Origin of the sequence: Chryseolinea serpens (assembly GCF_900129725.1) — a bacterium.
Lineage (GTDB): Bacteria > Bacteroidota > Bacteroidia > Cytophagales > Cyclobacteriaceae > Chryseolinea > Chryseolinea serpens.
Genome location: NZ_FQWQ01000001.1, coordinates 604883 through 617616 on the forward strand (window position 1 = coordinate 604883; position 12734 = coordinate 617616).

Annotated in this window: 8 protein-coding genes; 3 read left to right on the plus strand and 5 right to left on the minus strand. The window is 49.9% G+C overall.

Going from position 1 to position 12734, the window contains the following annotated elements; translation table 11 throughout:
- Positions 1-156 precede the first annotated feature (156 nt).
- Both BUB30_RS02385 and BUB30_RS02390 read right to left on the minus strand, forming a co-directional pair.
- Complete coding sequence (locus BUB30_RS02385; RefSeq protein WP_073130723.1) at positions 157-1446, minus strand: hypothetical protein; 1290 nt, start codon at positions 1444-1446, stop codon at positions 157-159.
- Between the two features lie 107 nt (positions 1447-1553).
- Positions 1554-2564 (minus strand): phosphotriesterase family protein, encoded by a 1011-nt coding sequence (locus BUB30_RS02390; protein ID WP_073130725.1) that lies wholly within the window; start codon positions 2562-2564, stop codon positions 1554-1556.
- 422 nt (positions 2565-2986) lie between these two features.
- Between BUB30_RS02390 and BUB30_RS02395 the strand changes: the two genes are divergently transcribed.
- On the plus strand, positions 2987-5449 hold the full coding sequence (locus tag BUB30_RS02395) for a T9SS type A sorting domain-containing protein (protein ID WP_178376999.1): 2463 nt from the start codon (positions 2987-2989) through the stop codon (positions 5447-5449).
- Positions 5450-5505: 56 nt separating this feature from the next.
- Here the strand turns inward: BUB30_RS02395 and BUB30_RS02400 are convergent, their stop codons facing one another.
- Both BUB30_RS02400 and BUB30_RS02405 read right to left on the minus strand, forming a co-directional pair.
- The gene (locus BUB30_RS02400; protein ID WP_073130728.1) at positions 5506-8022 is read right to left on the minus strand and encodes an ABC transporter permease; all 2517 of its coding nucleotides are present in this window, start codon (positions 8020-8022) and stop codon (positions 5506-5508) included.
- Between the two features lie 198 nt (positions 8023-8220).
- Complete coding sequence (locus tag BUB30_RS02405) at positions 8221-8673, minus strand: hypothetical protein (protein ID WP_073130730.1); 453 nt, start codon at positions 8671-8673, stop codon at positions 8221-8223.
- Between the two features lie 354 nt (positions 8674-9027).
- On the opposite strand from BUB30_RS02405, the gene BUB30_RS02410 reads away from it, so the two are divergent.
- Both BUB30_RS02410 and BUB30_RS02415 read left to right on the plus strand, forming a co-directional pair.
- A complete protein-coding gene (locus BUB30_RS02410; protein ID WP_073130732.1) occupies positions 9028-9684 on the plus strand; it encodes a hypothetical protein in 657 nt (218 codons plus the stop codon).
- 315 nt (positions 9685-9999) lie between these two features.
- The gene (locus BUB30_RS02415) at positions 10000-11292 is read left to right on the plus strand and encodes a hypothetical protein (RefSeq protein ID WP_073130733.1); all 1293 of its coding nucleotides are present in this window, start codon (positions 10000-10002) and stop codon (positions 11290-11292) included.
- 586 nt (positions 11293-11878) lie between these two features.
- Here BUB30_RS02415 and BUB30_RS02420 read toward each other — a convergent pair.
- Positions 11879-12733 carry a DUF4249 domain-containing protein gene (locus tag BUB30_RS02420; RefSeq protein WP_084137858.1) on the minus strand — a complete coding sequence of 285 codons (855 nt, stop codon included), beginning with the start codon at positions 12731-12733 and terminating at the stop codon, positions 11879-11881.
- Position 12734 lies beyond the last annotated feature (1 nt).

Consider the following 12734-nt stretch of genomic DNA (forward strand, 5'->3'; position numbering starts at 1 on the left):
TTTTTACCGTTGTATTTGGTAAAAAGGTCACCTGAAAACATGCGTGATTTTCCGCCAGATGTTCCGTGGCGTGAACGGCATCCCCCAAAGATCTCGACGTCATCATCCCGGTGCATAAACCACGCGCCCTTGCCGTTGCTCAAGCCGTCGAGGCGGCTACCAAATGTTGAATGAAAAGTCCTCGCGTTCCTCGGGTAAAGCTGCCCCCATAAACGCGGATTTGATGACGTCTGTGTAGGACTCGTTTGAGACTATGAAAGAGGATGTCGCATATTCAAAATTATGAATGGCCAGCTGAGGATATTTTTTCTCAAAGGCCTCCGGCAACTCCAAAACCTTATAGACACCATCTGGCGCTAGAAAATTCCACGACATGGCAACATACGCCGAGTTGGAAGGAATGCCAAACCGGGTAGAACGCATGTTAAAAGGCTTATCGGCCTGGTATGAAAAACCATCCCATGTTTTGTTGGTGACCCGGTAAGGACATTGATCGGGCACCTCAAAGGAGGCTGGTATGGACGCCGTGTTGGAATAGGTAAAGCCGAAATCTTTAAAGTTCAATTGAATATAGGTATTGTATTTCTTGAACCGGTCGAGGTATCCGATTTTTAAACTCGTGCGGGAAGCCGAGGGTGCATACGGAGGCAAATTGAATCCATTATAGTACGTGTAGAAATAGTTCTGTTGGTTACCGGCATCGGCCGAAACGGAGACATACGGGTCGGTTGCCGGGGGAAAGGAGATGTCGACAACATGATCGAAGAGATCAAGATCGCTATAGTTTAACGTCACACTCTGCTTGTCCACCACATCCTCAAAATATTTATACTTCACATTGCCATCCTCGTCAGCGATCGTTAATAGAAAGTCATTTGATTTTTCATAAATGTCCAGCGAGCTGCGCTTGATATTGCCAAAAACAGAGTAGCTGCCAAGGCTGCCGGAACCACCAAACGTCTCCATGACAACGCCCGATGGGGGCAATTCATAGCGGACGGTGAACGTGCCTGTTTTCGCGCCAAAGTTATTCGAGTATGTTGTGGTAGAATTCTTTTTCTTTAACACCCAGTGCTGCCCTACCGGGATCGCGAGGTAGCTGTTGAAGATGTAGAAATGATCGGTCGCCGTGCTGTCGTGATGAAATAACGTAACGCCGATCTGGTCGCCCGAAACCGTCTCCGTGGTCTGAAAATCAAAATCCCCTGCACTTTTAATTTGTTTGGCATCAAGGGCCTTTCCGTTGGTATCGTGGAGCATTACCCAATAGTCTTTACTCAAATCAAAGCTGGCGTCCACTGTAAGCGAGAATATTTGAACCGGTGTCTTTTCCGGTTCTGCCGGGTCATTCTGACAACCAAAAATAAACAAGGTAAGCGCGATGAAGAAAAAGGGTTTCAACGTTGACGTAAGCGACGTCACAGCGGCCAAACAAACGTGTTTCATTCAAATTTCAGTTAACTGAGTTGCAAAGAAATGCAATCGTTAGCAACAAAGCAAACGCCCAACCTAATCCTATCGATGCTAACGTTGCGCATAGGCGCATCTCGTTTTCAGAACTTGCGAACGCGAATGGCGAAGGCCTTTGCGGGATTTGCGATAAAGATTTTATCGATTTCGGACGCTGTAAATCCGTTGGCTTTAAGCGCTGGTATAAATTGCGTGAAAATGCAATTGTAATCTTTGTAGTTGCCTCCATTCGGTTCGCCAACGTTATACCATCCCGAATCTTGCGAGACAAGAACATTATCCAACAGTTTATGGGCTTTCATGTTCTGCAAATACGCGATGTTAACGTTCACGGTCTCGGGATTGACACCGTCAAACGCCACCCAACTTTTATTCTGTGCGGCTTCAACGTGATAGGCTTTGTCGGTTTCGTTTTGTGCATGCACCCAAATCCGGGCCTGTGGCGAAACACCCCGTGCTTTCAGGATCGCCAACTCCTCCTTGGCCGCCTCCCCGTTGCCCGTGTGGATGGCGATGGTGAGCCCCGTGGCCAGGTGCGTAAGCGCGGCGCTGTCCACCACTTTGCGTTGCGCTTCGGTTAAGGGTGCGTTGTCAACGCTGGTTTTGATGAAACCGGGTTTGATGCCGGTGCCCTCAATGCCATTCCTGAATTCGGCAATCCATCGCGCAGCAATTTGCTCGCTCGTTTCGGTGTAGACCTGGGGTGGCAGGAACTTCTCTCCCACGGCGCCATAGTAGCCTGTGTTCGTGATGAAGTTCAGGCCCGTTGCCTCTGCCAGCCGCTTGAACAAAAGCACATCGCGCCCCAAATAGGCCGGCGAACAATCGATGAACGTGACACAGCCGCGTTGCTTCACATCCTTCAGGAACGGCAGCGCACGGGCAAACACTTCGTCGGCGTTGTAGCGGTCGCGGCTATAGCCCTTTGCGCCAATGAAGTCGGCCAGCACGTGTTCATGTTCCAGCGTAAACTTCATGTCGGCGGGGCGGATCGGGCCCGTCACGGTCATGACCACGTCGTCGGCGAGCAGCTTAGGGAGCAGAAGTATTCCTGCGGCAGCGGTGGATTTTTGAAGGAAGGTCTTTCGGTTCATATGCTAAAAAGCCAAGTTCGAACAGCAAAGCGTGGTTTGTCACGATCAGTATTTCTCATCACGATCGCGTGCGCTCTTGCCCGTGAAGGTTGGCTATGTTGTTTGTATGTTCAAGGAAATCCAATCCCATGACTATTTCAAACTCTTTAGACAAAAGGCGCAGTTTGTTGGACAGACACCACGGGCGGTGAATGAAATATTCCGGAACAACCCGTCAAGCCTTTCGCGTCTCCCCTATTGGTGGTTAGCAGCAATTCAAGTACCTTTGGGTTCAGGCATGAGCATCTGGTATGCGCGGATGTGGATATCAATTTAGGACGACCGGATGCACGTTAGCCATAAGGCATAAAACAGGTTTTCAAGCGCAAAACATCTCCTATAAAAAGATTCTTAAGGCTTCAAGGTCATTACCCCCTACAGTTATGCGATCACTTTTACTTGTCCTTCTATCTAGCGTCATCAGTTCATCCGTCTTACTAGGGCAGCAACTGGACAACACCTTCCATTCGGCCATACCCTTTCGGGCTGCCTACACCAGTTGCCAGGTGAAGCTCGCGGATGGGAATATTCTCCTGGGCGGTAGCATCGACTATTACAATAACACACCGGTGCACGATCTGATCCGCATCCACCCCGATGGTTCACGCGACGCAACATTTTCGTTTGCCGGGCAGAGTGGCTACTATGTACATGATCTGGCGCTTCGCGACAACGGCGAGATCGTCGTGCTCCTGAAAGCATTTAACAGCTATAACAGCGATATTTTTTCTTCCTCCAAGGTACTGGTCTTGGATAAGGATGGTCTGTTAAAAGTGGCACTCGACACGAAACCAGACGCGACGACGATCGCCGTGCAAAACGACGGAAAGATTCTCGTGGGAGGTTCAACGGCAACCGGAGGCTATGCCATCCGCTATAATCAAGATCTCTCACCGGACAATGCCTTCAACACCACCCTCTCCGTCGACGGATGGGTGACCGACATCAAAGTAGCCGGCGATAAACTATTCCTGGCCGGGATCATCCACAAGGTGAACGGCGTCACCAAAAACAACATCGTGAAACTCAACCTCGATGGCACGCTGGACAACTCCTTCGACACCGGTAGCGGCACATCCGATTTTGTCGGTGCGGTGACCGTTGCGCCGGATGGCAAAATCTTGCCCGGCATGACCTACATCAACAGTTTTAATGGCCAACAACGCAGGGGAACGGTTCGGTTAAATGCCGACGGATCGGTAGACGACACGTTCGGCGTAGTCTCGTTGAACGGCATGATGAGCGAGCCCCTCGTGACCCCGGAAGGCATTTATTTCTTTAGCTATCTCGAATGGAAGGATGTTTATGGCATGTACCTGATGCGCATAACGGACGCCGGCGCCATGGATCCGGACTTTGAGCCGGTGTTTCTATCGATGGAACAAAGTTTGGCCTACCCCACCCTCCTCCCGGTCGGCGACCATTTTATAGTGACGGGTGCGGTCGTTGCCGGGAATCCCTATCAAGTTTCATGGGTGGATAAAACGGGCGTTGTTGACCCGGCGTTTGCTCCACGGATAAGCCGCACGGGAGTGGTCCGTTTTGGCGACGAGCAGAACGGAAAGATCATTGTGGGTGGTGACTTCGTACGCATCGACAGCGTAAACACGTTCGGCATGGCGCGACTCAATGGCGACGGAACCGTCGATGATTCTTTTGTAGCGGACGAAAACTACGGCGTGGTCGCGCAAATGCAATTGTTCGATGACGAGACGGCCCTGGTTTCCACCAACAAATATTTCTTTAAGTTGGACAGCCAGGGAAAAGTAAAACCGGATTTCAATTGGACGACCGGCGGATTTCTCTACCAGGTCAACCGGTTCAGGGTGCTCAACGACGATAAGATCATCGTCGGAGATCCGAACACCATCGCCCGGCTCAACCCGGACGGGTCGTTAGATGGATCTTTCTATATGGGACATTCAAGTTCCTCGACAGCCTTCAGCTTCGACATGCAGGGCGACAGCATCATTTATGGATTTACGGTCTGGACGGGTGGCGATGAATTTACAACGAAGGTACAACGCATCACGCCAAACGCTGTCGTGGACACCACCTTCCACGTGAAGACGGGGCCTGGGGTGGCAGACGTAACCAACTGGACGTCCGTTACGATGGTGAAAGTATTGGAGAACAAGGAGATTTTAATCGGTGGCTACTTTGATACATTTGATGGCTTACCCGTAGCCCATGGATTGGTGAAACTATCGCGCGACGGCAAAATCGATCAGGCCTTTAATGCCAATCAATCAAACGCTTCCGGACCCTATGGATTTTTTGACCCACAGGTCGAACAAATAGGATCGAAAGTATACATCCGGGGCGACTATTCCATTTACGTGATCAACCTGGATGGAACCGTCGATGCATGGACGATTCCGGTGACGGTGGAAGGCATTTCGGGTATCGTCGCGAGTTCTTCGGAAGAAGGCACCAGCAACGGCAGGGCCAAATCGGACGACAGTTATATTATCGCCCTGGGATCGTTTCAACCGGCGGAAAGCGACAAGCATCTTTCCATATTGAAAATCAAAATTACGCAAGAGCCCGAAGAGCCGAATACCGTCACCGGAGTGGAACCCAAACATGAATCGCTCGAATTGGAAATTTATCCGCAGCCCACCACCGGTATTTTGAATGTCAGGTTCGACGACGCTAGAACAGGTTTCAGTGCGGAAGTCTACAATTCATCCGGCTTGAAAATGCTGGAGAAAAACTATGCCGCCCCGTCGGGCAACGACGCCACAACCCTTGACGTAACCCAGATCCCTCCCGGGTTCTACACGCTCAGAGTGGTAAACAAATCCGGCAAAGCGGGTTATTCGAAATTTATACGCGTGCCCTAGACAAAAAGTGCCCTCACGTCCAGGAGCATCACGCCGGTTGGCGCCATCACACCAGTTCACTCTGTCTTTAACGAAACGGCCGGGCTGGTGGCCGCCGACCGCAGCGTAACAAACACAATGGTCACCAGCGAAATAAACAACAGCAACATCGGTGGCAGAATAACCATCTGCCACTCCAGGCCTACCCGGAAAGCAAAATTGTCAAGCCAGCTTTTGATACCCAGGATGATGATGGGAAGCGATATGCCATACGCCATGACCAGCAGCCAGATCGTTTCCTTTGAGAATAGAAGCAATATTCCCCCGACCGACGAACCCAGAACTCTCCTGATGGCGATCTCCCGAATGCGTTGTGTTACGTTGAAAATACCTAGCCCCAATAACCCTAATGAAGAAATGATGATTGCCAGGATCGTGAAAACGCCGAAGAGCTGGGTGAATTGTAAATCATTCTTGTACTGATTATTAAAATGATCGTCCAGAAAAAAGTACTCGAATGCGCTTGTGGGAAATGCATCCGTGTACAACTTGCTCACTTGGGCAATCGTTTCGGATGCCCCCGAAGCATTCAAATTTATCTTGATAGAAAAATAGGACCAATAGTCGTAGCTGGGATAATAATATATAACGGGTTGATACTTTTCACGAAGTGATAATTGATTGTGATTCTTGATCACACCGGTTATAACCCCCACAAATTTTCGTCCCTGCTCAAACACAACCTTTTCGTTGATCGCAGCCTCAGCGCTCGTGTATCCCAGAAGCTGGGCCAGTGCTTCGTTGATCATGATACGGTTTGGAGCACCAGAGACCAGGTAACCATCGTCGGTAATGATCTTCTCGCTTTTGGGGTCAACGTCTCTTGGTACATAGATAAACCTCTCCTGTTCAGTCAAGTTTCTGCCCGCAAGAACCTGCATGCCATACGTCTGAAAAAAATTCTCATCCGTCATGATAAAAAACGTTCCCACATTGCCATTTTCATCCTGTGTAATCCGACGTACGTTATTCCGCTCAGCAATAACGTGACCGGGCACTTCGCTGGACTTCGCCAGGTGTTGAACCTGAGACAATTGTTTTACGCTGTTTTCAAATTGGGTCACGTGCATGTGATACGTGGAGTCACCGATGGCGGTGGCCCGCACGACCAGCATTTGGTCTTTGTCGTATCCAAGGTCCTGCCGCTGCATGAATTGCATTTGCGTGCTCATCGTTAATGTCCCGGCAACCAGTATCATCGACAGGACATATTGAAAGACCACCATGCCTTTTCGCAATAAAGCGCCCCTTCCGGACTTAATAAATTTGCCCTTCAAAACGGTAGCGGGATTAAAGGAGGACAATACTAATGCGGGATATATTCCCACGAGCAGGATACCGATCAACAACGCCACCACTACGGATAGCCAGAAGTAAGGCGTTGAGTAGGCGCCCATCGACATTAATATCTGTGAAAAATGTTTGCCCGTCAGGGATTCAAAATACGGCGTGACCAAGAGGACAATAATAATGGCGAGCGCGATGGACAACACGTTCACGAGAAAGGCATCGAAAAAGAATTGTGATATCAATTGTACCCGCGACGCACCCGAAACTTTTCGCAGGCCGACTTCCTTGGATCGCTCAAGGGCCTTTGCCGTTGACAGGTTGATATAGTTGATCCAGGCGATGACCAGGATAAAGATCCCCAGCAACGTCAGGAAGTAGACCGTGCGTTCGCTTCCATTCGCGCTTTGCTCCAGCGAATAATCAGATTGGAGGTGAATGTCCGCAACAGGTTGAAGCCAAATATGAGATTTGAATTTATATTGTTCCCAGATCTTTGCCGAATGTTTCTCCATAAACGCCGGAAACTTTGCTTCTAAACGCTGTGGGCTCGCGCCTTCTGCCAGCAGCACATAGTTGTAAAATTCCGGCCACGCCCACTCGGTATATCCCCATTCCGGTCCCAGTGAACTGAAGGACACCAGTACATCGAACTGCAGGTGAGAGTTTTCAGGGACATCGACGACTGCCGTAACCTTGCAGGGCATCCTGTTAAACAATAACGTGTTGCCTGCTGCCGGCTTATCGCCAAAGTACTTTTTTGCTACCTTCCGGGTGAGCACCAGTGAATTCGGCTCGCGAAGTGCGCTCGTGTCTCCTTCCACGAAGGGAAAGGAAAACATAGACAAAAAAGGTTTGTCCGCGATAAACACCGCCTCTTCATTAAAAGTCACGGGTCGGTTCGGGTCACCTTCGAAAGTAAACGTGTTCGCGGGAAAAAACATGGATGCCCTCATCATCCTGGCAAAGTCCTGCACTTCCGGAAATTCAGCCTTCAACGCCGGTCCAATAGCGGGGTGATTGGTGGCGGAGGGCCGGGCAGCCAACGCTCCCGTATATTCGATGGGCACGCGATAAAGCCGCGCTACGTTCTTATGGAACAGGTCATAGCTTCGCTCCGCCTGGATATACTGGTAGATCATAAACACCACGGCGATCCCCACGGCGAGACCAACGACGTTGATGAAAGTAAAAACTTTATTTCTCTGGAGATTTCTCCAGGCTACGACAAAATACGATTGGACCATAGGAAAACGGTTTTTCGACGGAACTGTGATTTAGGGGCGACCAAAGATAGGATGATTCCACCACCAAAAAAGTTTTCCAAATCTCTTGCACAACCCTAAATGGCATAAGGATATAGGTGGAACAAGTCAGCTGATGAAGTCAAAAAAATGTCACCTGCGACATCCTGTTAGGGAACGGCTTAAACCCTGCTCCCGAAGCTACTTGGGAGCGATCGCCTCTACTTTGAAGTATGGACGCGTCTTGTAACTGTCCTTATGCAGGTCCAGATCACAAAAGTAGATGGCGCCATCATGAAGTATAAACGGCTGACCCTTGTTCCCTTTCATTCTGAAATGAACACCATCGATAAAGAAATGATGGTAGGTGGTATTGGCATCGTCCATCCAGCCGGTGTTGAGAACGCCACTCCGGGCATAGGTAAACACAACCGACGGATTGGTCGAGAAATACATTTCCCTGCCCGGGGAGCTCGTGCTGTCAATGTGTTCATCGATAAATGTTCGAACTTCATTGGGCAGCGCCTCGTATGTAATTTCCTGTGGATTCTTTTTGTCAAGGTCGATTATTTTTTCACCACACGCAGCCAGCGCTATTGGAAGCACCAGGAAAAGGTATTTGGCAAGGCTTTGTTGACGTCCGGAAGTTTTCATTTTTTATGTTTTTAGTCTTTGTTTCAGGTAAGAAAGACCGGTTTTTTCCCGGCGTCAAAGCTGCGTTATCCTCGGACGAGGGTATTTCAGAACCCGTATTGATCCGATCATCACAAGGCTATCCCACAGCGCTATGCTAAATCTCTAAAATTTTGGACAAATAAGTGCGTGGTCGGAAAAGATTTTTAGGCTACAGCGGTCGCCCCCGGGAAGTTTTCAAAAAATATGCCTTATTTGCGGGCGCTAAGCCGTTCCGTTGTCTTGCCATCCTCTCCCACCCTCTCTTGATTGGTTCAGACGTAAGAAGTTCCCGGCTACGTCTACAAAACCCAATAGCTACATTCAATTGATTTTATGAGCACAAGTACGCGTCTACTGCTGACAGGAATCTTTCTGATCACAGGTGTATTATTTCCCTCCGCAACATGGGCCAAACCCAAGAAAGTACCAGGGCAGATTATCGATAACGACGGACATGTTATCGATGTATTTTTCAAAATGTCTTCCACCCCACATTTCTCCGCGTTGCAAACCCGGGTTGTGTACTACGATATCGCCGATCAAAAACATGAAACGAATGCCGACGAGGCGCAGGAGATCCGGTTCACCATCGGCACAAAACAGTATAGAATGATATCCATGCCAAATGAATGGAACCAGAGAGACCAGGGCCTCTCGGCTACGATGCCCAATAACATTTTTGTGTACCTGGAGATAGACGGCCCGCTGAGGCTGTACCACGTATTCGAAGTACGGAGGAGCCCAGGCGGTATGGGTGGACCTGGACTAACCGTGGCGTTGGGCACATCGTATGAACGCGATCGATACTACCTTCAAAGGGATGGCGAAATGTTCCTCGTTCGCGGCATCTCTTTTCGCAAAGACATGATGGAGTACCTGGTCGATTGCCCAATAGTGATAAAGCCGATTGAGTCCCGGGCATGGACAAAGGAAAATTTGATCCAAATTGTGAAAACCTATAATCAACATTGCGACTATAACAAAAATTGAGATAGCCAAAAAGGTATATCCGCAATGCCGTGGAGCCTCGCGGGTGTTCTGATTTCTTTACGATCGTTGTACGCACGTTGGATTTTTCACGATTTTCAAAAAATTGAGACCCCAACCATCATTATTAGCGCAATTTCGCACATTCCGTTGCACACGTAGCGTCCTTCTCCAGGGTGATTCGCGTAAGGTTTCCGGCGCTTTCGTACGGCCGGGCAGATTGTTTACATCCCTCAACGGTTGGCTTACCCTAACCCACTCGGCTGTGAACCAAATCAAACTTATACTTGTACAAAAAAACACATTCAAAAAATCGTTATGAACAAAACATTTCTAAAGTTTGGTACTTTGATCGTGGCAGCTTCGGTGTTCGTGGGCTGTAGCAAGAATGATGATAATGAAAAAACGAACGAACCTGAGTTCCCCACACAATACAGCGAACTCACAGTAGAACAGAACAAATCAAACCTGGAAGACAACGGCGTGTCACTCGTAAACTCGATGACCACTTTGAAAAATGCCAGCGGCATCCAAACGTCGATTGCCTTCAGCAAATACCTCGACGGCAGCACGCTTCCCTCCAACATCGGCGGTCGCGTTGGCGACAACGGCGGTGTTCGCCTGCTTCAAATGCTGGCTTCGTTTGGCCAGGGCAAAACCACCCCAGCCAAAACATTGTCTGGTTTGCGCGTAGCCACCGACGGCTTCGAATCGTTCCAGGCTGAATATGCTGACGTTGTGGGTGTGTATACCTACAGCAAAGCCAACGACACCTGGACCTATGAAAAAACAGGCGATAAAATCGTTTTCAAGTTCCCTTCAACAGAAGCCGGAACCGTGAACAACGCCGAATATTCCGTATACGGCCTCGAGACCGTGACCATCACAAGCGACCTGGGCGGTGACAATTACACCGGCGATTATCCGACAGCACTGAAGGCCGATCTGACCATCGACGGCGCAAAACACATGGGCTATGCCTTCTCGGCCAGCTACAACAGCAAGGGCGACCCTTCGGCGGTATCCATCTCGTTGAGCATCGATAGCTATACCCTTGCCTACGAAGTATCCAACAGCGCTACCGAAGCCAAATTTGACTACTCCCTGAAAGACGGCGACAAGATGCTCTTCGGCTACGGCATCCGCGGAACGGGTAATTTCTCTTCTACGGCTGTAGAAGGAAGCCAAAATGTAGGCGATGTGTTGACTACCGCTACGGCTTACTTCCAGATCATGAACATCAAATTCTCGGGCGAAGTGAACGCGAAAGCCCTGGCCGACGGCATGGATGCTGCCCCCACCATCGAAGAAGAACTGGCCCTGTTGAACGCCAACTACAAGCTGATTGTCTTCTACGACGATTCGAAACAGAAAATCGCCGAGAGCGAGTTCTACATCACCGACGAAGAATATACGGAGGGCGAATGGATCTGGAACGAAGGAACGCAGAACTATGACTACGTAGAAACCACAAAGACCAAAAAAGCACTCGAAGTACGCCTGATTTTCGCCGACGGAACCAAGTCTGACCTGGCCACCTACACCGATGTCGGCTTCGACGAGATCAAAGATTCGCTCGATGCGTTTATCGAAGATGTTAGCAATGACTAATTGATAACTGTAAATATCAAAAAGCAGAAAGAGGTTGCCTTGTGGCAGCCTCTTTTTTTTGCGTCTACCGCGCAGAATACATCGACCACGTTGGCTAACGTCACCTCGAACGATGGTCGCGCAAGACCACGTCATGTCGCAGGCACAAGCTTTTTAAATACTTGCGCCCGTAGTTCAAGACATCCCGGATTTCGAAGCGTTGAAAGTGGATAAACTTGCGCACAAGCTAAAACGAACATTGGCAAACACCGAAAAGCGCGCGCCCGATCTGAAAGGCATCACCACACGGATTCAATTTGCTGTCCACTGGATTCCCTGGGCCACCTGCGAAGCTCGAGGAAGTGCGTGCCTGCGGAATGACGTGCCTGTCGGAAGGCCGGGCAGTGCTCGTCATGTCGCAGGCACAAGCTTTTTAAATACCTGCGCCAGTAGTTCAAGACATCCCGAATTTCGAAAGCACTGAACGTGGATAACTTGCGCACAAGCTAAAACGAACTTTGGTAAAAACGCACAACACCAAAGCAGCAGCCGATCGAGAGCACCCTCGGATGCCTGCATTAAAACGAACACACCGCTGCAGACATTCTTACTTGATATTGATCGCGTAGTATGACACCCCATACCCACCCCACACCCCCAGCGCATTATCACCGTCGATGTTGGAAATGATCTTGTTACCCGAAGACGAAAACGGGTTCCCCACCACATAGAGCTCCCGTTCAACCGTACGCCAGAAATCGAAATGAGCCCTGTCCATGGAACAAAGCTTCACCCGCACACTGTCGCCGCGTTTGAAATAAAGGTCGTCGATGACGTTGGTGAAATTCTCCGGGCCACGCAACAGCGTAAACGTGAATTGCTGGCCATTGAAATATTGATCGCCCACCGCCGACAGGTAAACCGGGATAAACCGATCGTCTTCATTGAGACGCTGCGTGAACACACGATAATAATTGGCCACTGCCGCATCGTCGGTGATCTGGCCATACACATAGCCGAGCGAATCTTTGCCCGGCGCCAGTTCGAACCAGAGTTTGTCGAATTGAGCGGGCGGCGGAATGGTGGTCGACGCCGTGTAGCGCTTGCCCTTCACCTCCACGGTAAGAGAATAGGTCTTTCCGGTCTCTCCCTTTAGCGATGTGCCCTGGTAGATATAGGGTGGAAAGAAATTGTCGTCGCGTTTCAGCGTCAGGATCTCCTCGTTCACGCCGTCGCTCACCGTCACCTTGGCCGTGGACACGATCAGGTCGCGGATGTTGGCCGAGTCGATGTTCATGAAATAGGAAGCGCTGTTGCTGAGCACCACGCGCGGAAAGCCACCGCTTTCGATGGAGCCATCGATCACCAACTTGGGTTCGTAGGTGGTTTGGTCCAGCTCGGGTTCCGGCACACAGGCCAGGAGCAGTACGACCGGCAGTATCAAAAGAACTAGTCTATGCATG

Excerpts from the sequence above, each read along its gene's own strand:
- BUB30_RS02385 (WP_073130723.1), bottom strand. The coding sequence starts at position 1,446 with ATGAAACACGTTTGTTTGGCCGCTGTGACGTCGCTTACGTCAACGTTG.
- BUB30_RS02390 (WP_073130725.1), bottom strand. The coding sequence starts at position 2,564 with ATGAACCGAAAGACCTTCCTTCAAAAATCCACCGCTGCCGCAGGAATA.
- BUB30_RS02395 (WP_178376999.1), top strand. The coding sequence starts at position 2,987 with ATGCGATCACTTTTACTTGTCCTTCTATCTAGCGTCATCAGTTCATCC.
- BUB30_RS02400 (WP_073130728.1), bottom strand. The coding sequence starts at position 8,022 with ATGGTCCAATCGTATTTTGTCGTAGCCTGGAGAAATCTCCAGAGAAAT.
- BUB30_RS02405 (WP_073130730.1), bottom strand. The coding sequence starts at position 8,673 with ATGAAAACTTCCGGACGTCAACAAAGCCTTGCCAAATACCTTTTCCTG.
- BUB30_RS02410 (WP_073130732.1), top strand. The coding sequence starts at position 9,028 with ATGAGCACAAGTACGCGTCTACTGCTGACAGGAATCTTTCTGATCACA.
- BUB30_RS02415 (WP_073130733.1), top strand. The coding sequence starts at position 10,000 with ATGAACAAAACATTTCTAAAGTTTGGTACTTTGATCGTGGCAGCTTCG.
- BUB30_RS02420 (WP_084137858.1), bottom strand. The coding sequence starts at position 12,733 with ATGCATAGACTAGTTCTTTTGATACTGCCGGTCGTACTGCTCCTGGCC.